The following is a 19,072-nucleotide window of genomic DNA, read 5'->3' as shown; positions in this document are numbered from 1 at the left end:
CTTAATGCAGTAAGGTAACTGGTGCATTTATGACCAAACCAAACTTTGATGCAATGAGTGAAGCAGAACTACGCGCCTATGTCTATGCACATAGAGATGATCAAGAAGCTTTTTATGCATTCGTAGATCGTTTGACAGTAAAACCACCCACTGCTGTTTATCCTGCGGACATGACACCGGAAGAGATTCATCAGGCAGTATTAGATATTATTCAGCAAAAGCAGCGATCGCCAGACTATGAAAAAACAGCTTAACACCCACCACCCCCGACATTCTCAGGAATTGTTAACTACCTTGCTCGCAACCATAACCAAGGTGCTACAATCTACAACCATGCTAGGGGTGCCTAAAATTTCAGGCTGAGATCACACCCTTAACACCTGAGTCTGGGTAATACCAGCGGAGGGAAGCTGTTTATTGAGGTATTTGTCATATGCGGACAGAATGGGTTGCCAAGCGGCGTGGGCAAAGTAATGTTTCTCAAATGCACTATGCACGCCAAGGTGTTATCACCGAAGAAATGCACTACGTCGCCCGGCGGGAAAATCTTCCCCCTGACCTCATTCGTGAGGAAGTGGCGCGGGGACGGATGATTATTCCGGCTAATATTAATCACACTAACTTAGAGCCGATGTGTATCGGCATTGCCTCCAAGTGCAAGGTAAATGCTAATATCGGCGCTTCACCCAACTCTTCTAATCTTCAAGAAGAAGTCGATAAGCTGAAACTAGCGGTGAAGTATGGCGCTGATACCGTGATGGACTTGTCCACAGGCGGCGGTAACTTAGATGAAATTCGCACCGCCATCATCAACGCTTCGCCTGTTCCCATTGGTACGGTACCAGTTTACCAAGCTTTAGAAAGTGTCCACGGCACGATAGAAAAGCTTACCGCTGACGACTTTCTCCATGTCATCGAAAAACATGCTCAGCAAGGGGTAGACTATCAAACTATCCACGCCGGAATTTTGATTGAACATTTACCCTTAGTCAGAAGCCGCATCACTGGTATTGTCTCTCGCGGCGGCGGCATTCTGGCAAGGTGGATGCTGCATCACCACAAGCAAAACCCGCTTTACACCCACTTCCGCGACATTATTGAAATTTTCAAAAAATACGATGTCTCCTTTAGTTTGGGTGATTCTCTGCGTCCTGGCTGTACCCATGATGCCTCTGATGCTGCACAATTAGCTGAACTCAAAACCCTCGGACAACTGACTCGCAAAGCCTGGGAAGATGATGTACAGGTGATGGTAGAAGGCCCTGGACACGTCCCAATGGATCAAATTGAGTTCAACGTCCGCAAGCAGATGGAAGAGTGTTCTGAAGCACCTTTCTATGTGTTGGGGCCATTGGTGACAGATATTGCTCCTGGTTATGACCATATCACCTCAGCCATTGGTGCAGCCATGGCTGGTTGGTACGGTACTGCAATGCTGTGCTATGTGACACCTAAAGAACATTTAGGATTACCCGACGCTGAAGATGTACGGAATGGGTTAATTGCTTACAAGATAGCGGCACATGCGGCAGATATTGCCAGACATCGCCCAGGCGCAAGAGATAGAGATGATGAACTCTCCCGCGCCCGTTATAACTTCGACTGGAACCGTCAGTTTGAATTAGCACTTGACCCAGAAAGAGCTAAGGAATACCATGACGAAACTCTGCCAGCAGACATCTATAAAACTGCTGAATTTTGTTCAATGTGCGGGCCGAAGTTCTGCCCGATGCAAACCAAAGTTGATGCTGATGCGCTGACAGAATTAGAGAAATTCTTGGCGAAGGATAAGGAAGTGGTGACGCAAGGTTAATCAACAGGATATCAATAGGCCTCAGACTATAAGTCTGGGGCTACACTTTATTGAGATTTTTATATAGGGAAAATATAAATGTAGAAAATTATTCACAGATTGAATTTGTAAAATATTTAAAAAACTTTTATAGTTGCTTGGATGAATACTAAATTTATTAATTTGCAGTAAATTTTCTGAAGTTAGTAAATATTAGAATTACACAAAATATAACGAACTATTTAGATGTAAGGAGTAATTTGTTATGAAAAAATTAGCTCAAAGATTTACGAAACAGTTGTTGATTAAATCTCTGTGTATGGGTATAGGTTCTGTTATTGGAGGATTTGCAGGTGGAGCTTTTGGTTTTGCATTAGGAGAACTGATTGTTCCTGGATTAATCGATAGAGTTGTAGATAGTGCTGCTGAAGAAGCTTTGACACTAGCTGGTAGCCTTTTTGGTAGTACATGTGGAGCGTTACTAGGTGAAGAAGTTGCAAAAGTAATTGAGAATGATAGCAATGATGTAGAAAATATAAGAATTTAAAAGTTATTTTTCCAATGATGAATTGGCAAATTAATAAGAAGTTGATTGGAGCGATCGCGTTTTCCATAAAAATATAAGGAATGCGAAGATTTTGCGATCGCATCCCCCATATCATTTATTTAATTGCCCAACTCTCGATACCGTTGCTGAATCTCTTCAATTGCAAATAACGCCTCAAACTTTAACCCAGCAGACTGATACAATTCTGCTCCCCCTTGCTTGCGGTCTACTAGTGCAATTACTTGTTCGACTGTATAACCTGCATCTTTAAGACGGTCAACTGCTTTTAAAGCAGACTGACCAGTGGTGACCACATCTTCCAAAACCACTACTTTTGCACCTTCCGGCAAAATGGGGCCTTCTATATAAGCCCTTGTTCCATAACCTTTAGCTTCTTTACGAATAATTAGCGCTGGTATTGGTCGATTTTCATACACAGAAACCACACTCACCGCTGTCACAATTGGGTCAGCCCCCATTGTTAAACCTGCTACAGCCTGTGTATCTACAGGTAGTAAGGGAAACAGCAACCGTCCAATTGCCAAAGCGCCTTGGGGGTGGAGTGTTACCTGCATCTTATTCACATAATAAGAGCTACGTAGCCCGGAAGCGAGTACAAAATCACCCTCTTGATAAGCGAGTTGAGAAAATAAATCCAATAGTTTTTGGCGCAAGGTACTTAAATCAGCGGTAGCTGCCCAAATATCTGACTGGGTAGGAGTTTCAGTAGGATACGTCATTACAAAACATTAAAAGTTGTGCTACACCAAAGGTTGAACTCATCAGAGTTCTGAGATTAAGCATAAGTTAAGATTTGCTCAAAAATTGAGGAGTTAGGAATATGGGTATAAAATCTAAAACCCTTAGTGGTTTATTGGTGCTGCTAACCACTGGCATTGCTTTTCCTTCCATGGCATCTGCCCAGACACAAACGCCCAATTATGAAACAACAAATGATGCGTTTGAGCGAGCTTATTTTCGCCATGATCGCAACTTCTACGAAAATAGTAGCAGTGTCAAACGCCAGCTAGACGCATTTTTAGGAGCTGGTTCCGGTTTCCGTAATTCCTTCCCTGAAAATGAAATTGCTCGTGATGCTGAGTTGGTTAATACTCTCTATCGAGATGTCTTTACCCAGCAGGTTGGCAACGATCCCTATATTCGTACTCCAGATTTACCGAATCCATATGATACATCCCTGCTCATGTCTCCTCGCATGAATGCAAACAACCTGAAAGTAGGTACTGAGTTCAGGTTTGAAAATACACCACCACGATAAAACTTTGTTACACAGTGTCATTAGTCATTTGTAATTAACTAATGACTAATGACTAATGACCAATGACAGAAAATAGGTTACAAGAGTTGAATCTGGCTAGTACCATTTATAGTAAATAAAATAAATATTTGTCTTAGCTGTCAATGCTAAAAATAATGTAGTGCTGCTTTGTCCCAAACATCATTGAGGATGATTTGATAACCAGTTGCTTGCTTTTGATAATTCAGTGCGCCCTGCTGGAATCGAACCAGCCTGAAGGCGAATTATGAGTTCGCTGCCTCCCCAATCGGCCAAAGGCGCTTGTGCTGTTAATTTAAAGGCTAGTCTATTATAGCACAATTTCACAGCCTATGAACATAATAAAACAGTCTACTAAATTTCCGTATCACATACTTTAACAGTAAACTAGTGCAAACTAGTATTAATTAAGTTCCTTTAAGAATTGAGGTACAAGGCTTCAATACTCTTAATATAGACCAGCATTTTTCTGTAATAGCTGAAGAGCGATGAAAATAAATTCTACTGTACTTCTTACTTTAGTTTTATTAATCCTGATGTTGGGAGCGGGTTCTGTGAGTGCGTTTTTGGGGTTTAATCTGGGGAGTTCAGCACTCAAAGGTGTCACAACTCCAGATGGGCGTCCCACAACCAAGTTTACCAGCAGTAAGGCAAATAATTCCCAACAGACAGGGGTAGCACTATTAAAAGAGGAAGATATCCTCAAAACTGTCAAGGCACGGATCGAGGGTAAGACCAAAGCTGCTAAATCAGAAAAACTAGACGAAGATGATGAGGAAATTAATAGCAGCAAACAGAAGCCAGAGGAAAAGCCCAAAGAAGTAACCGAGGAAAAACCTCAACCAGGGTTTCCTGTGACTGCTGAAAATCAGGGTGTGACTTTTTCTGTACAATCTGCTCGCTACTCTGGCGGCGATTTACTCCTGAAAGTGAAAATGCAAAACAAAGGTGCTGATTCGGTGCGCTTTTTGTATAGTTTTTTGGATGTTACTGATGACAAAGGGCGAACTCTGAGTGGAAGCACAGATGGCTTACCAACAGAGTTACCCGCAAATGGCCCAGCATTTTCTGGTACTGTGAGTATTCCTACAGCTTTACTAGATGACGTGAAAAGCATATCCCTGTCTTTAACAGATTATCCTGCTCAAAAACTGAAACTAGACGTATCAAATATTCCAGTAGAGAAGGCAGCAGAGCAATTTTAAATTTGGGAATTGGGAATGGAGTATGGGGCATGGGGCATGGGGCATGGGGCATTGGGAATGGGGAATTGGTAATTGGTAATTGGTAATTGGTAATTGGGAAAAAGAGAATTGGATTCTACTATTAGTCATCACATCTGGCCCACTACCCATTACCCATTACCCATTACCCATTCCTCAGTCCCCATTGCCCCTAATCCCCACTTCCTGCGGTCGTGGGGGCCCCGAGTTCCCCAATCCCCAGTACCTAATCCTATGGGGCATAAGTTTTACATGAGCTTTGGCGGTGAGTGCTTTTCTTAGCATAATTTGGACGGATGTCGGGCTGCGATTGTTATCAGTTCTACTGCTGATTGCTATCAATGCTTTTTTTGTCACGGCAGAATTTTCGCTGGTGACAGTGCGGCGATCGCGTATTCACCAACTTGTGAAGGCTGGTGACATTCCTGCGATCGCTGTTGAGGGATTGCAACGCAGTATTGATAGGCTGCTATCTACCACCCAGTTAGGCATTACTCTCTCTAGTTTGGCGCTGGGGTGGATTGGAGAAAATACGATTGTTGTGTTGGTGGATGGGTGGCTTAAGTCTTTGCCTCTTCCAGCAGGGTGGAATAACTTGATTGCTCATTCGCTATCAATTCCCATCGCCTTTTTTTTGATAGCTTATTTGCAGATTGTTTTAGGAGAGCTATGTCCCAAATCAGTGGCTATGCTGTACTCAGAACAGCTGGCGAGGTTTTTGGGGCCTTCAATCAAAGCGATCGTCCGCTTTTTCCGTCCCTTCATCTGGATTCTTAATCAATCAACCCGTTGGTTATTACGACTTTTTGGGATTGAATATACAGGTCAAAGCTGGAGACCGCCTGTGACTCCTGAAGAGTTGCAGCTAATAATTTCTACCGAACGCGAATCCACAGGTTTACAGCTTTCTGAGCGAGAACTGCTTAATAACATCTTTGAGTTTGGGGATGTTACGGCGCAAGATGTGATGATTCCCCGCACTAGTATTATAGCCTTGTCTAGAGATGCTTCTTTCCAAACCTTACTCCAAGAAATGACATCTACTGGTCATTCACGCTATCCCATTATTGGGGAATCTTTAGACGATATTCGCGGTATTGTTTACTTCAAAGACTTAGCACAACCCTTAGCTTTAGGAAAGCTAACAAAAGAAACACAAATCAAACCTTGGATACGTCCGGCTCGGTTTGTACCAGAACACACGCCTTTGAGTGAACTCTTGCCGATGATGCAGCAAGAGAAACCAGCTATGGTGATGGTAGTGAATGAATTTGGCGCTACTGTCGGACTGGTAACGCTCCAAGATGTGATAGCTGAAATTATTGGCAATGCAGGCGAATCTGAGAGCGCTGATGACTTGCTCATCCAGATGTTAGATAAACAAACGTTTTTGGTGCAAGCCCAGATTAACGTAGAAGACCTCAACGAGGTTTTGCATCTCAATTTGCCTCACACGAAGGAATATCAAACCCTGGGAGGTTTTTTGCTGTACCAATTGCAGAAAATGCCCATCAAAGGCGAAATCTTTACTTATGAAAATATCAAATTTACAGTTGTATCAGTTGTCGGGCCACGGCTGCATCAAATCCAACTGCAACGGTTGGAGAGTGCTGAGTGAGTTAGGAGTTAAGAGTTAGGAGTTAAGAGTTAGGAGTTATAGCTGGGGACTGGGGACTGGGTGAAAAGTCTTTTTGTGTCTAGGTTTTATCATCTCTTGATGTCCTAACACTATTGGCGACAGCTATAATTGTCAGTTGTTATTCTCCTTATCTCCCCTGCTCCCCTGCTCCCTGCTCCCCACTCCCTACTCCCTATAAACCAGTGGATCAACAAGTCCCAATTCATTAAAAGCTGCAAGTCGCAAGCGACAAGAATCACATACACCGCAAGCGACATCACCGCCAGCATAGCAAGACCAAGTTAGTTCCCAAGGAACTCCTAATTGGTTACCCAGTTGGATAATTTCGGTTTTTTTGAGGTTAATTAAAGGTGTAACAATAGTAATGGGTTTACCTTCGCGTCCTTGTTTGGTTCCTAGGCGGAAAACTTCCTGCATCGCCTGGATATAGTCGGGACGGCAATCTGGATATCCTGAGTAATCTAAAGCATTGACGCCAATGTAGACACGCTCAGCTGCGATCGCTTCGGCGTAGCCTAGAGCAAAGCTTAAAAAGATGGTATTACGTGCAGGCACGTAGGTTACAGGAATATTTTGCGACATTTGATCTAAGGAACGCTCTTCGGGTAAAGCGATCGCATCATCTGTCAATGCTGAACCACCCCATTGGCGTAAGTCAAAATTAACTACCTGATGTTGTACCACCCCAGCTTTTTGTGCGACTGAGAAAGCTGACTGTAACTCTCTGCGGTGTCGCTGCTGATAATCAAAACAAATGGTGTGGCACTCATAACCATCAGTTTTTGCTTGATACAAAACTGTGGAAGAGTCTAATCCGCCAGACAACAGAATTACAGCTTTCATCTCGGTTTCAAATTTGGGATTTCTTATCGCTAAACGACACTTAAACAAGATATCAGGGGAGCAATGTCAAATCTCTTCCTCTATCCTTGTTGCGTTTAAGTATTTTAACTGTTATTTTGTCATAAAAATATATTATTTACTACCAGTACCATTCAGAAAATAGACGGCGCAAACTGTGGAAGTTGCAAATAATTATGCAAAAATTATTTGAGTACTTCAGCAGTGGAAACTCTAAATGAATCTTTTTTTCATACAAATCTTTCAGTGTAATCTTTTAGATTTTCTGTGATTTTGCTGACAAAAAAATATGAAATTTCAATGATGTCAATTAGATGTAGATTTTGGTAATTAATTGCCCAACCGTCTTTTGAGAGTTTTTACTTAGGTTTGACTAAGTTTGAAAAGTTAATAAAAAAACACATTGCATTTTATGTAAGGAGCAAAAAACTGATCAATTTAAAACTCAAGATCCAAAAGATAGCCAAATTGCGGGAACTGATTGCAAACTTTGAAATTCTTCATAAACAGAGCCTCTATGTTACCATCTGGATGGTTTTAGACGGATCGTAACTGGGTGTTGAGTATAAACGCCAACGGCCGTAGCGTCTCTAAATTTGGTGGTTGAGGAGAGAACAATAGTGCAAAATAGCATGTCAGTGGCAGAACCAAATTCATATACACAGCGCAATCAACCAAGACCGATTCGCATAGGCGTGATCGGAGTGGGTAACATGGGACAACATCATGCCCGCGTGTTGAGTTCAATGAAAGATGTTGAACTGGTTGGCGTGGCAGATATTAATGTCGAACGAGGCTTAGAAACAGCCAGCAAATACAAGGTACGTTTTTTTGAAGATTACTGTGACCTACTACCCCATGTGGAAGCAGTTTGCATTGCTGTTCCCACACGGCTGCATTATGCGGTGGGCATCAATTGTCTGTTGGCAGGAATTCATGTTTTGATTGAAAAGCCGATTGCTGCCAGTATTTCAGAGGCAGAATCGCTAGTAAATGCCGCGGCTGAGTCTGGGTGCATCCTGCAAGTAGGTCACATTGAGCGCTTCAATCCCGCATTTAGGGAATTGAGCCAAGTGTTAAAAACAGAGGAACTACTGGCGCTAGAAGCTCACCGTATGAGTCCTTACTCAGACCGAGCGAACGATGTTTCAGTTGTACTGGATTTAATGATCCATGACATTGACTTGCTGCTAGAATTAGCTGCCTCTCCAGTAGTGAAATTGACAGCAAGCGGTACTCGTGCGTTGGACTCCGGTTATTTGGATTATGTGACTGCTACCTTGGGGTTTGCCAATGGCATTGTTGCTACTTTAACTGCCAGCAAAGTCACTCACCGGAAAATCCGTCGCATTGTTGCTCATTGTAAAAACTCCTTTACAGAGGCAGATTTTCTTAAGAATGAAATTTTGATTCATCGACAAACAAATGCTAACTCTTTGACCGACCATCGACAAGTACTTTATAGGCAGGATGGTTTGATTGAGAAAGTCTATACCAGCAACATTCAACCCTTGAGTGCAGAATTGGAACATTTTGTCAACTGTGTACATGGTGGCAATCAACCTTCTGTAGGTGGTGAACAAGCTCTTAAAGCCTTAAGATTGGCAAGTTTAATAGAGCAGATGGCTTTGGAAGAGCGGGTTTGGAACCCACTAGACTGGCAAACTGAACCAAGAGTGCAATCATTGACTCCGACAGTCTAACAATAGGGATTGGGGACTGGGTAATGGGTAATGGGTAATGGGTAATGGGTAATGGGTAATGGGTGATGGGTAGTGGGCCAGATGTGATGACTAATAGTAGAATCCAATTCTCTTTTTCCCAATTACCAATTACCAATTACCAATTCCCAATTCCCAATTCCCAACACATAAAAGTTATTTTTATTTTGTCTCCAGCGAGCGGGGATAATTAAGTTTTGAGACAGCTAACGCTAAATTTAGCAACGAGACTAGTACCGCAATTTCAGGAATCGACTCGATGCTCGAATGGATAACTAATACCATCCAGATCTGGAACTATTGGGGAATTGCTCTGTTGATGTTTCTAGAGAACCTCTTTCCCCCTATTCCTTCAGAATTGATCATGCCACTGGCAGGATTTACAGCAAGCCCATATCAGCCAGGAGGGGCCAAGCTCAACGTTTTTGGCGTATTTTTCGCTGGACTTTTGGGTTCTGTGGTAGGGGCACTCATTTGGTACTATCCAGGTAAGTTTTTTAGCGAAAGGCGTTTAAAAACTTTGGCTGATAAATACGGCAAATGGATAGCCATATCTAGCAAAGATATAAGCAAAGCCACACGTTGGTTTAACTCTCAAGGCAGAAAAGCGGTTCTCATTGGTCGCCTTGTTCCAGGAATCCGTACGGTAATTTCCGTACCTGCGGGCATTAGCAATATGCCTTTGCTACCATTTATATTTTATACAACTTTGGGTAGCGCAGCTTGGGTCGGTTTGCTAACATACTCAGGGTACGTATTGGGTAGCCAGTATGAACTTGTGGACAATTACCTTGCCCCTGTATCTAAAATCGTGCTTGGGATTCTGGTTCTCGCATTTGTTGGCTGGGTACTCAAACGTCGGCGAAAACGCACTAGAAGCTGAAAAACAGATGCTTTTAGTTTAAACGTGGGAGGGGGTTACATCTGGTCAAAATTCGCCTACACTATGCCAAATAATGCTGTACTTGCGATCGCCTAACTTGCATTTGGCGTATTTGTAGCTACACTTGACAAAACCGATAATTTCTGATACTAAGCATGTTTGGTTAAGATGAGTACGATAATTTTTTACAGTTGAGTAAGGACTAGGAGCTTTCATGACAGACCAACCTTCGGCCGCTACCCCAATGAATGCCGCTGCTATACCTCTAAATAGAGTGTCAGCGTCTACCCCGATTAACGCTACTGCTATTAAGCCTACTGGCAGTTCGGGCAAATCCATTCTCAGTGTTGATTTAGGCAGAACTTCCACAAAAACTTGCGTCAGTCGTGAACCAGGTAGTGTGGTGTTTGTACCTGCCAATGTGAAGAAAATGTCCATCGAACAGGTACGCGGTGGCGTTTTTGAAGCTCGTGCTACTGACCCATTAATGGATCTGTGGTTAGAGTATCAAGGCAATGGCTACGCTGTTGGTCAGCTAGCAGCAGATTTTGGAGCGAATTTAGGAGTCGGCCAATCTAAGGTAGAAGATGCACTCATCAAAGTGTTGGCAAGTGCCGGATACTTCAAACTCAAAGATGAGATTTCAGTCGTACTAGGTCTACCTTTCCTCTCCTTAGAGCAATTTGAAAAGGAAAAAGCACAGCTGATTAGCCAGGTAACTGGCCCTCATGTGTTAAACTTCCGAGGAGAATCTTTGTCACTGAACGTCACTAAGGTTTGGGTGATGCCAGAAGGCTATGGCAGTCTTCTATGGTCTGAAGCTCAACCTAAAAAAAGCCCCAATAGTCCCGACTTTACAAAAATATCAGTGGCAATTGTAGATATCGGACATCAAACAATTGACTTTTTGATGGTGGATAACTTCCGCTTTGCCCGAGGCGCTTCTAAGAGTGAAGACTTCGGTATGAACAAGTTTTATGAACTAGTAGCCGCTGAAATCGAGGGAGCAGATAGCCAATCTTTAGCATTGATTTCTGCTGTCAACAAAAACAAGGGTGAACGCTTCTACCGTCCTAAAGGCGTTAGCAAGCCTACCAACCTTGATGACTTTCTTCCCAACCTCACCGAGCAGTTTTCTCGCGAAATTTGTAACCGTGTGCTAGCCTGGTTGCCAGAGCGCGTTACCGATGTGGTTCTCACTGGTGGTGGTGGTGAATTCTTCTGGGAAGACCTACAACGTCTGCTTAAGGACGCTCAAATCAATGCCCATTTAGCCGCACCTTCTCGGCAAGCTAATGCTTTAGGGCAGTATATTTATGGAGAGGCACAATTGTCCGCCGCTCGCGCTGCTAGGGCATAAAACTAATGTTCCAATGGTCAAAAAAGGTAGTTAAATCGGTCACGTTCAACCCCGGAGTTGCCGATGAAAGCTTGTTAGCGGTTGTAGAAAGCTACTTGGAGCAACAACCAGACAAAACTTTCAGCGACCTCTGTAAGGAAGCCCTATGGCAATCTTTATGTGTACCGGAATCTGTAAAACCTGCGCCCAAAATGGCGACGCCAGAGTCGGTTGAACAAAAAATCGAACAACTGCAACGTCAAGTGGCTGACCTAGAGGAACGTTTTTTTGCTAAGGGAACTAATCGTTTGGAGGCGATGGAACGCCATATTTTGCAACTGACGCAACAAGTCGCTCATCTGGCAATTATGGTCAATGAGCGCTCCATCATTCAGCCTCCAACGACATCAGCACCAGCAATGGAAGTAGTTAATACTAATCACTTTGCTGGGCCTGTAGAAGAGGTTGACCCCGTAATCAGCCGCCTAAGTCAGTTTCTTGATGACTTTTAAAGAATAATTAGGCTGGTAAAAAAATTTACTTTTCTTCGCAATCCTTAATAGTCAACACTATTAAGGATTATTAATAAATATATATTTTTATATATTTGATAGAGATGCGATCGCGCTTCATAAAGTTATGAAAAAGGGTGAACATACCCTACTTCTATAAAATAAGTTCATTTAAGCAAACAACTAATAATACTGAGTTGATTCAAAGGTAGTATTAGAATCAAGGAAATGAGGAGTCAGTGCGGTGAGCCAGCCCCCATTTTATACCAAGTTGCATTCAGAGATAGTAGCTTAGGGAGCTCTTGAGCAGAGGGGAAGAAATCGTACTACTCTACAACTTAGTATTAGACTCCACTTACTCTACTTAGGAAGCCACTGCTGTAGAGATTAAGAGGATGTTACTGCCTCATCTTCCCTATTTCTAAATACTATTTATCTTCGCAACTTACGTATAAGCTTTCATTATTTCTAGATGAAAGTCAACAGTTAATAGTCATCAATTAACAGTTAATAACTTCAAGCCGTTGTTTTTTCTTGGATTTATTAACTGTTAATTGCTAGTTCAAACTATTACTTCAAATCTATTTTTCCATAGAAGCAAGCACGTAAGCAGTTATTAATAGCTTCAGAAAAATTTATTGCAAAAGTAGGCAGTATTTTGGTAATAATACTTAAAGCAGCAAAGTACAAACACAAAGATAATTAAAGTGCAATATGCCAGTTGGCAGAATTACTGAAATGCTGTTTATCAGGAGAATTGAGGATGCTATATACCAAGTGGCACAAACCCCGTAGTATCGCGCGGACTATTAGTACTGTTTTCCTAGTTGGATTATCGTCTACTTACTTTCATCTACAGTTGGCATCTGCGTGTACGCAAGTTTACTCGCTTTGGTCTGATTCGGTTCAGCCCACCTTTGCGGACAGTGATAATAACCCTGTAGAACTGGGGGTGAAGTTCCGCACTGATGTGGACGGCGAAGTTACCGCTATCCGATTTTACCGAATTGTGCCTATTGATAGTGGTTACACGGTTAACTTATGGAGTGCTACAGGTCAGTTGTTAGGTTCTGGAGTAGCTGTCGAAGGACAAAGTCCAACTCCAGGCTGGCAAACAATTCAACTGTATCCACCAGTTCCCATCAAAGCAAACCAATTCTATATAGCCTCCTACTATGCAAGTAAGGGAAGATACACAGTAACCGAAAACTTTTTCAACAACACTGGGGTTGATAGCGGCCCACTGCACGCACCGCGAGATGGTGAACAGGGAAGTAATGGTGTATACACTTACAGCCTTGGAGGTGGCTTCCCAACACAGTCCTATAATGGTAGTAATTACTGGGTTGATGTCAAATTTCAGACAGCCTCTACTGATCACTAGTGCTTTAAAAAATTTTCAAAATTGATGTCTACTAACTGTCAGATACACTAATTTTGGCATCTTACAACAAAAAAATGATTAATGCACAATAACTTTAATTATTAGGAAAAACCCGCTTCAAAAATTAATTTATTGACATAGACCTTACGCACTGTACAAAATGACTATCATGTATATTAACGAAATTTTAGGTGTTTCAGGTTGTTGGTAGCTACCTTTAGATCAAAGTGCGTAGGCTTAGCCCAAGCTAGACATCACTGGCTAATAGTGAAAAAACCCAACATGAATGCCTGAAAATCTACATACATTTTTAGTTACTTATGTCAATGCGTAAGTTTTATTTTAAATAAAAGAGCAAGTTAATAACATACAGTCTATTGATAGCAAGCTGAAAGTGAAATGGTATGACTACGTTACGACACCACTCAAGGCGCTGGCTCACTTGTGACCTACTCGGTAACAGTAGTAGTTAGTGGTGATAGTATAAATAGATAGAAATAATTGCGTTCCAAATTCTTCCCTGCATAAGACTTTAATTTAAAATAGTATTATTTAATACTAAATTTATGAGTCAATCACAAAAAAATTTTTGCTTTTGTACATTAGCGTTGGGTAAGAAATATCGCTTATTGACTCAGCAATTAGCTAAAGACTTGGAAAAAAATGCTCCTGGGACTTTTTTAGTCATTTATACAGATGAGCCAAAAGATTTTAGCCAGCAGAGTAATACTATAGCTGAGAAATATCGTCAAACAGGAATTCTTTTTTGTTATCATGATAAACGATTTGTGCTAGAAAAAGCTTTATCAGAATTTCCAGTTGCGATACAGATTGATGCAGACACAAGAATTTTAAAAAGCGTACCTGATGTTCTACCTTTTGCTGGAATTGTAGGGCGTCAGGAAAATCTTGTTGAACACGTAAAAAAGTATAATCCGGAAAGATTAAAAGCTATTAAGAAGGTAGCATTGAAGTTAAATGTACCTCTAGAAACTGCTCCCTATGTAGGAGAATCTTTATGTTTTGTTGGTAGAGACAACGGTAAAGAAAAAGAATTTATTAAATACTGGGGTATGATTGGTAGATACCTAGAATTGCGAGGAATTCATAGCGGAGATGGTATTGCCATTGGTTTGGCAGCAGCAAAAGTAGGATGGACAATTAATAGTGATAATTGGGAAACTTTTCGCAAGATATCTCAGCATCTAGATGCTTCCCATGAGCTAAAGACTGATAATTGGTTTCATAATTCGCAACGTAGGCTTAGCTATCACTACCGCTTAAATCTAGCTAGGTTAATGGCTCTAAAAAATTTTGAATTTTACTACAGGTAATATATAGCAACCCTAAATCATTCGTGAGTTCGATGAACCTCTCCCCAACCCCTCTCTCCGCGTCGGAGAGGGGCTTTAAGCTCCTTGCTGAGTAACGAAAAATTAAGCTTTTGAAGCCTCCGACGCCACTTGCTACAAGTCGGGGAACCGCGCTCTTCGCAGTGGCTCCTCCTTGCAGGGGAGAGGTTTGGAGAGCAGGGCTGTTTCATTCGCTGATGATGGGGATTTGTACTGAGGATAATCTCACGCAAAGATGCAAAGAAAAATCGCATATTTTTGGTTGGAGGCGCAAAAATTTTTTACTAGAATTATGCGCTTGCTCTCAATTTTTATTTCTTTGAATCTTGCTATTTTACCTATTTTAGGGAACGAAACAGCCCTGCTACGAGGAGAGGGGTTTTTAAAATCCGTCGAACTCACGTTAAATCATTCGTGAGAAATTTAGAAATATAGTAAAGTGCTGAGTCTTTAGTATAAGCTAATACCAATAAATTTAGCTCTAAGCTCGACTTTATTCATTGGTTATTGATTGGATAAAGTCGAGCTTATATACTCAAACGGAAAGCACATGTGTAAAACGATTTATAGGTGTTCACACTTGAGCTTTCTTAATCCTTCTAGAGAGAATCTAAATCTAGCGATCGCATTCCTTGGCGTTCTGCAAAACTTAGCATACTCCCTAACTGCAACCAAATCAACAAGCAGGTGAGAAGGCTAACTGGTAAACCAACTCCTAAAGCTAGCAAGGATGGAAAGCCAAATATCTCTAAACCAGAGGAAAGAAATAAACAAACACCAGCAGTTATTCCTAGAAATGGCACAAACAATTGTTTTAGCGAGGAACTAGATTTAAGGTTTTCCTCGCTATTTTTTTGCCATTGCTGCACAATTAATTTCAACGTGCCAGATAATGCCAACCCAGAAGTTAATGCGATGAAAAAACCAATGGCTAGCAGTAAGTAAGGCGGTTGTTGAGGATAATAATACATGAAAGCTCCAAATTGATATTAAAAGGTATGAGTGTTCCACGAGGGGGGAGTCAAAAGTGAAAAACAGGGTGTCGGGTGTCGGGGGTAGGGGAGATTGTGTTGCTTGGGGCTTCCAACCCCCACCAACACAATCTCTCTGAAAGAGGCGGGGCTTGTGACCCTCTAGTTGTTGGGGCTAGTTGTTTCCCTACACTCCACACCCTGTCCCTTTTTCCAAATGACGTGAAAAGTCAGGATTATATAAGGGTTTTAGTGAGTGTTTGTTAATAGAGATGCTGTAAAAACTTGGCATTTCTATTTTTGATTTTGTGGCTGATTTCCTGCAAAAGGAATCAGGAATGTAGCTTTTGGTAGAATCGCAGCTGCACCTTCTCTGGATAAGTCTGACAAAACACCGATCGCTACATCTAACAAGCGATTTGGCTTCAAGTCATCTTTAACCAAATTCCACAAGCGTTGGACTTCTTCTGTATGCAGGCGGTCATCTTCGGTGAGTGCTAGGACTAATTGTCGCCGGAGAAATTTGCCTTCATCAGACAGCAGATATTGCAACCCCATCTGGGCTGTTGGTAATACGTCAAAGTTAGTATCAGTACGAGCGATCGCAATTAAATTTTCTAAGCGCTCCCACTGAAATCTACCATCTTTAAACAGCACATTGAGTAATCGCCGCCGTAATTCGGGCGATTCTCCTGTCAATAACCGCCGTGCTATATATGGATAACCCACCTCAACAATTTTGAAGTTTGGGTTGAGGCTTAAAGCAATACCTTCCTGCGTCACCAGAGAACGAATAATCAAAGCAAACTTCGCTGGAACTCGGAAGGGATATTCATACATCAGTTCCGAGAACTCATCGGTGATGGTTTTGAAGTTAAAATCCCCAACGTTTTTGCCAATGGCGTTCCCCAACACGGCTTCTAATGCTGGCACAATTGGGCAAATATTGATGTCTGGAGTGAGAAACCCCAATTTTACAAAGTCTTCGGCTAAATCGTTGTAATCTTTATTCACTACATGCACTAAGGCATCCACCAGCGTTTCTTTGGTGGTTTCCTCTAATTGATCCATCATACCGAAGTCAATGTAAGCCATGCGACCATCGGGCATAGCAAACAAGTTACCGGGATGGGGGTCAGCATGAAAGAAACCGTATTCCAACAACTGTTGTAAACCCGATGTCACGCCGATTTGGATAATTGCTTCTGGGTCTAAACCTGCTTCACGGATGCGTTTAATATCTGTCAGCTTGAAGCCATTAATCCATTCCAGAGTTAAAACATGGGTATTAGTATAACGCCAGTAAATACTCGGAACTTTGACTTTCGGGTCGTCGCGGAAATTACTAGCAAATTTTTCCGCGTTGCGACCTTCATTAATGTAATCAATTTCCTCGAATAGCTTAGTGCCAAACTCGTCTACAATTAATGTCAGGTCGTGACCGAGATTGAGAGGTAACCAGGGAGCTAGCCAACCTGCTGCCCAACGCATCAAATACAAATCGCGTGTCAGAATTGGGCGTAAGTTGGGGCGTTGTACTTTTACTGCCACTTCTTCGCCGGTTATCAGACGACCACGGTATACTTGACCCAAGCTAGCAGCAGCTATTGGTGTTGGTGATAACTCGCTAAAACTTTGAGCAATTGGGCGGCCTAGTTCTTGTTCAATAATTTGGTAGGCGATCGCATTATCGAATGGCGGCAACTGGTCTTGCAACTTCACCAGTTCTTCTAAAAAATCTTTACGTATCAAGTCAGGCCGAGTAGACAAGGCTTGACCAACCTTAATAAAAGTAGGGCCAAGGCGGGTGAGCAGTTCTCGCAACTGGGTGGCGCGTTTCCCCCTATTCTGCTCAACTTGATCTTGCCATTCATCCCACTTCAGACTAAAAATAAATCTGCCAAAAGACCAGATAATTCTCAACAAGCGCCCCCAAACAAGCCAGGGCTGATAACGATAGTGACGAGCGATTTCGTCTGGGTTGTAGCGCCCTCGCTGACCAGATTGATACTGACCCACGCTTTTGTTTGCCTCTTCCACTGGAAAATTTACATTACTGTTAGATTGTTGTTTGTGCCCTGACTCGCAAGCTAGTTGCGAATCTAGGATATCGATAGTTTTTATAAAAAACTATTAAAGTTTAGCTATTGCCAAGCAGTATTCAAAGCGAGCTTAGCCCACTTCACTGCTTAGAGTTTTTATCTTTTTCTTAATTATACTTTATAAAAGTACAACTATTTCCGACATAAGCTGTAATGCTTTGTATGGTGGCTGAAGCACTGTAACTTTTAAAGCATCAGAATTACGATGATTGCTGTTGAGAATGCCAAAATCTACGTCGCGAGCTTAGCTCAAGTTCAGTCTCAATCAGGATGATGTGTAGAAAATTCATGTATATCTTGACAGAAGATATATGTTATGCGTTTCAAAATTCATCCAAATAGATGATTATACAAAAGTTTTCCGTATAATCATGCACAATGTCGCTTGGGTTTTTGGTTTTGGTGGTGGTTTGAAACATAATTGTTAGCCTTCAAAATTAAGTTATATGAAAGTCAATGGTGAGGCATTAATTAGAAAGGAATTGGTCAAGCGGTGACTATTCAACTTAAAAAAGACTGCATCTCAAAACTTTCATAGCTTAGAAGAATAAGCGTGCTTTTTATTCAAATTATCAATCTCATAACCTGTGTTTAGTAATATGAAACAGTTTTTTCCCATACTGAAGCGAAGCTTCCTTGTTTTGGCACTGATGTCTTTTTTGATATTAGTAAGTATGGTAAATTTACAAAGTGCGACACCATTGAATAATGCTTTTCCTCATAACTGGCAAGGCACATGGAAGGGGACAATGCTTTATCGCTCAGTGCGAGGAAAGTCTAAAACTGTACCAATGACACTGCGGATTCAGCCAATCTCTAGCAATCCCATACGCTACACTTGGCAAATCATCTACGGAGAGGGGGCGAAAAAGCTGGTGCGTAATTATGAGTTAGTTGTTAAGGATCAGGGTGTTGGTCACTTTGCCATTGATGAGAAAGATGGAACCATAATTGATGCATGGTGGGTTGGGGACAGGCTCTACAGTCAATTCAGAGTTGGAAATAAATTACTTAATACACAATATGAGCGACAAAATAATCGGCTTCACTATGAATTAGTTGCCTATCAACCGCTGAGTTCACCTAAACCAAAAGATTGCCAGCAAGAAATTCCTTTCGAAAGTTACCAAATTCAGGCTGTTCAGTCTGCTGAACTATCGCCCGTTACAGAGTAATTTGCACGTTGAGGTAGTAGGGGGAGATGGGGAGCAGGGGAGCAGGGGAGCAGGGGAGAGGGTTTGAAGCTTTTATTTACACTAAAAATAGTGCAACTTGTAGACACGACAGCTTGAGTGACACCCCAAACAACTAGCCAATCTACTATCATACTCGCGTCTGCCTAGTCTTAGACTTCGAGTATATACATCAGCCCCAGGAAATGCTCCAGATTTCAGGATATTTGAAGAAGTGGCACAAGGGAGATGGGGAGCAGGGGAGCAGGGGAACTCG

Annotated in this window: 18 protein-coding genes, 1 tRNA gene and 1 riboswitch; of the genes, 13 read left to right on the top strand and 6 right to left on the bottom strand. The window is 41.9% G+C overall.

From position 1 onward, the window contains the following. The first annotated feature begins 29 nt into the window (after positions 1 to 29). The 3 genes from I8748_RS21750 to I8748_RS21740 all read left to right on the top strand — a co-directional run bounded on the left by I8748_RS21750 (position 30) and on the right by I8748_RS21740 (position 2,339). Positions 30 to 254, top strand: a complete 225-nt coding sequence (locus tag I8748_RS21750) for a DUF6887 family protein (RefSeq protein ID WP_198126635.1) — start codon at positions 30 to 32, stop codon at positions 252 to 254. Between the two features lie 74 nt (positions 255 to 328). Further along, positions 329 to 425: riboswitch (TPP riboswitch) on the top strand. A gap of 8 nt (positions 426 to 433) precedes the next feature. Further along, positions 434 to 1,813: a phosphomethylpyrimidine synthase gene (gene thiC, locus I8748_RS21745; RefSeq protein ID WP_198126634.1), complete on the top strand. Its 1,380-nt coding sequence runs from the start codon at positions 434 to 436 to the stop codon at positions 1,811 to 1,813. Positions 1,814 to 2,057: 244 nt separating this feature from the next. Continuing rightward, on the top strand, positions 2,058 to 2,339 hold the full coding sequence (locus I8748_RS21740) for a hypothetical protein (protein WP_198126633.1): 282 nt from the start codon (positions 2,058 to 2,060) through the stop codon (positions 2,337 to 2,339). A 119-nt stretch (positions 2,340 to 2,458) separates the two neighbouring features. Here I8748_RS21740 and pyrE read toward each other — a convergent pair whose 3' ends face one another. After that, a complete protein-coding gene (pyrE, locus tag I8748_RS21735; RefSeq protein WP_198126632.1) occupies positions 2,459 to 3,079 on the bottom strand; it encodes an orotate phosphoribosyltransferase in 621 nt (206 codons plus the stop codon). Between the two features lie 101 nt (positions 3,080 to 3,180). Between pyrE and I8748_RS21730 the strand changes: the two genes are divergently transcribed. Then, positions 3,181 to 3,618: a hypothetical protein gene (locus tag I8748_RS21730; RefSeq protein ID WP_198126631.1), complete on the top strand. Its 438-nt coding sequence runs from the start codon at positions 3,181 to 3,183 to the stop codon at positions 3,616 to 3,618. A gap of 227 nt (positions 3,619 to 3,845) precedes the next feature. On the opposite strand, the gene I8748_RS21725 is transcribed toward I8748_RS21730, so the two are convergent. After that, a tRNA-Ile gene (locus I8748_RS21725) sits at positions 3,846 to 3,918 on the bottom strand. Positions 3,919 to 4,124: 206 nt separating this feature from the next. On the opposite strand from I8748_RS21725, the gene I8748_RS21720 reads away from it, so the two are divergent. Further along, the gene (locus I8748_RS21720) at positions 4,125 to 4,841 is read left to right on the top strand and encodes a hypothetical protein (protein ID WP_198126630.1); all 717 of its coding nucleotides are present in this window, start codon (positions 4,125 to 4,127) and stop codon (positions 4,839 to 4,841) included. Positions 4,842 to 5,124: 283 nt separating this feature from the next. Further along, positions 5,125 to 6,477, top strand: coding sequence for a hemolysin family protein (locus I8748_RS21715; RefSeq protein WP_198126629.1), 1,353 nt, complete (start codon positions 5,125 to 5,127; stop codon positions 6,475 to 6,477). Positions 6,478 to 6,663: 186 nt separating this feature from the next. On the opposite strand, the gene queC is transcribed toward I8748_RS21715, so the two are convergent. Next, complete coding sequence (queC, locus tag I8748_RS21710; RefSeq protein ID WP_198126628.1) at positions 6,664 to 7,341, bottom strand: 7-cyano-7-deazaguanine synthase QueC; 678 nt, start codon at positions 7,339 to 7,341, stop codon at positions 6,664 to 6,666. A gap of 638 nt (positions 7,342 to 7,979) precedes the next feature. On the opposite strand from queC, the gene I8748_RS21705 reads away from it, so the two are divergent. Then, a complete protein-coding gene (locus I8748_RS21705) occupies positions 7,980 to 9,062 on the top strand; it encodes a Gfo/Idh/MocA family oxidoreductase (RefSeq protein ID WP_198126627.1) in 1,083 nt (360 codons plus the stop codon). Positions 9,063 to 9,339: 277 nt separating this feature from the next. After that, positions 9,340 to 9,963 (top strand): DedA family protein, encoded by a 624-nt coding sequence (locus tag I8748_RS21700; protein ID WP_198126626.1) that lies wholly within the window; start codon positions 9,340 to 9,342, stop codon positions 9,961 to 9,963. 45 nt (positions 9,964 to 10,008) lie between these two features. Here I8748_RS21700 and I8748_RS21695 read toward each other — a convergent pair whose 3' ends face one another. Next, on the bottom strand, positions 10,009 to 10,179 hold the full coding sequence (locus I8748_RS21695) for a hypothetical protein (RefSeq protein WP_198126625.1): 171 nt from the start codon (positions 10,177 to 10,179) through the stop codon (positions 10,009 to 10,011). Between I8748_RS21695 and I8748_RS21690 the strand changes: the two genes are divergently transcribed. The 4 genes from I8748_RS21690 (at position 10,178) to I8748_RS21675 (ending at position 14,532) form a co-directional block, all read left to right on the top strand. Beyond that, on the top strand, positions 10,178 to 11,323 hold the full coding sequence (locus I8748_RS21690) for a ParM/StbA family protein (RefSeq protein ID WP_198126624.1): 1,146 nt from the start codon (positions 10,178 to 10,180) through the stop codon (positions 11,321 to 11,323). The genes I8748_RS21695 and I8748_RS21690 overlap by 2 nt on opposite strands. Before the next feature lie 5 nt (positions 11,324 to 11,328). Then, positions 11,329 to 11,814, top strand: a complete 486-nt coding sequence (locus tag I8748_RS21685) for a plasmid segregation centromere-binding protein ParR (RefSeq protein ID WP_198126623.1) — start codon at positions 11,329 to 11,331, stop codon at positions 11,812 to 11,814. A 763-nt stretch (positions 11,815 to 12,577) separates the two neighbouring features. Next, the gene (locus I8748_RS21680) at positions 12,578 to 13,198 is read left to right on the top strand and encodes a DUF4082 domain-containing protein (RefSeq protein WP_198126622.1); all 621 of its coding nucleotides are present in this window, start codon (positions 12,578 to 12,580) and stop codon (positions 13,196 to 13,198) included. Between the two features lie 566 nt (positions 13,199 to 13,764). After that, on the top strand, positions 13,765 to 14,532 hold the full coding sequence (locus I8748_RS21675) for a hypothetical protein (RefSeq protein ID WP_198126621.1): 768 nt from the start codon (positions 13,765 to 13,767) through the stop codon (positions 14,530 to 14,532). Between the two features lie 617 nt (positions 14,533 to 15,149). Here the strand turns inward: I8748_RS21675 and I8748_RS21670 are convergent. Both I8748_RS21670 and I8748_RS21665 read right to left on the bottom strand, forming a co-directional pair. Continuing rightward, positions 15,150 to 15,521, bottom strand: coding sequence for a hypothetical protein (locus I8748_RS21670; RefSeq protein WP_198126620.1), 372 nt, complete (start codon positions 15,519 to 15,521; stop codon positions 15,150 to 15,152). A gap of 294 nt (positions 15,522 to 15,815) precedes the next feature. Beyond that, a complete protein-coding gene (locus tag I8748_RS21665) occupies positions 15,816 to 17,540 on the bottom strand; it encodes an ABC1 kinase family protein (RefSeq protein ID WP_198126619.1) in 1,725 nt (574 codons plus the stop codon). 682 nt (positions 17,541 to 18,222) lie between these two features. On the opposite strand from I8748_RS21665, the gene I8748_RS21660 reads away from it, so the two are divergent. Then, on the top strand, positions 18,223 to 18,798 hold the full coding sequence (locus I8748_RS21660; RefSeq protein ID WP_214662695.1) for a hypothetical protein: 576 nt from the start codon (positions 18,223 to 18,225) through the stop codon (positions 18,796 to 18,798). Positions 18,799 to 19,072 lie beyond the last annotated feature (274 nt).

This window comes from Amazonocrinis nigriterrae CENA67 (genome assembly GCF_016056305.1).
In the GTDB taxonomy this organism is placed as follows: domain Bacteria; phylum Cyanobacteriota; class Cyanobacteriia; order Cyanobacteriales; family Nostocaceae; genus Amazonocrinis; species Amazonocrinis nigriterrae.
Note: the sequence above shows the minus strand (reverse complement) of the source record. Positions and strands in the feature narration are given on the sequence as shown.

Coding starts and splice junctions, on each gene's coding strand:
- I8748_RS21660 (WP_214662695.1), top strand. CDS start 18,223: ATGAAACAGTTTTTTCCCATACTGAAGCGAAGCTTCCTTGTTTTGGCA.
- I8748_RS21750 (WP_198126635.1), top strand. CDS start 30: ATGACCAAACCAAACTTTGATGCAATGAGTGAAGCAGAACTACGCGCC.
- I8748_RS21695 (WP_198126625.1), bottom strand. CDS start 10,179: ATGAAAGCTCCTAGTCCTTACTCAACTGTAAAAAATTATCGTACTCAT.
- queC (WP_198126628.1), bottom strand. CDS start 7,341: ATGAAAGCTGTAATTCTGTTGTCTGGCGGATTAGACTCTTCCACAGTT.
- I8748_RS21700 (WP_198126626.1), top strand. CDS start 9,340: ATGCTCGAATGGATAACTAATACCATCCAGATCTGGAACTATTGGGGA.
- I8748_RS21720 (WP_198126630.1), top strand. CDS start 4,125: ATGAAAATAAATTCTACTGTACTTCTTACTTTAGTTTTATTAATCCTG.
- I8748_RS21675 (WP_198126621.1), top strand. CDS start 13,765: ATGAGTCAATCACAAAAAAATTTTTGCTTTTGTACATTAGCGTTGGGT.
- I8748_RS21685 (WP_198126623.1), top strand. CDS start 11,329: ATGTTCCAATGGTCAAAAAAGGTAGTTAAATCGGTCACGTTCAACCCC.
- pyrE (WP_198126632.1), bottom strand. CDS start 3,079: ATGACGTATCCTACTGAAACTCCTACCCAGTCAGATATTTGGGCAGCT.
- I8748_RS21670 (WP_198126620.1), bottom strand. CDS start 15,521: ATGTATTATTATCCTCAACAACCGCCTTACTTACTGCTAGCCATTGGT.
- I8748_RS21680 (WP_198126622.1), top strand. CDS start 12,578: ATGCTATATACCAAGTGGCACAAACCCCGTAGTATCGCGCGGACTATT.
- I8748_RS21730 (WP_198126631.1), top strand. CDS start 3,181: ATGGGTATAAAATCTAAAACCCTTAGTGGTTTATTGGTGCTGCTAACC.
- I8748_RS21690 (WP_198126624.1), top strand. CDS start 10,178: ATGACAGACCAACCTTCGGCCGCTACCCCAATGAATGCCGCTGCTATA.
- I8748_RS21740 (WP_198126633.1), top strand. CDS start 2,058: ATGAAAAAATTAGCTCAAAGATTTACGAAACAGTTGTTGATTAAATCT.
- thiC (WP_198126634.1), top strand. CDS start 434: ATGCGGACAGAATGGGTTGCCAAGCGGCGTGGGCAAAGTAATGTTTCT.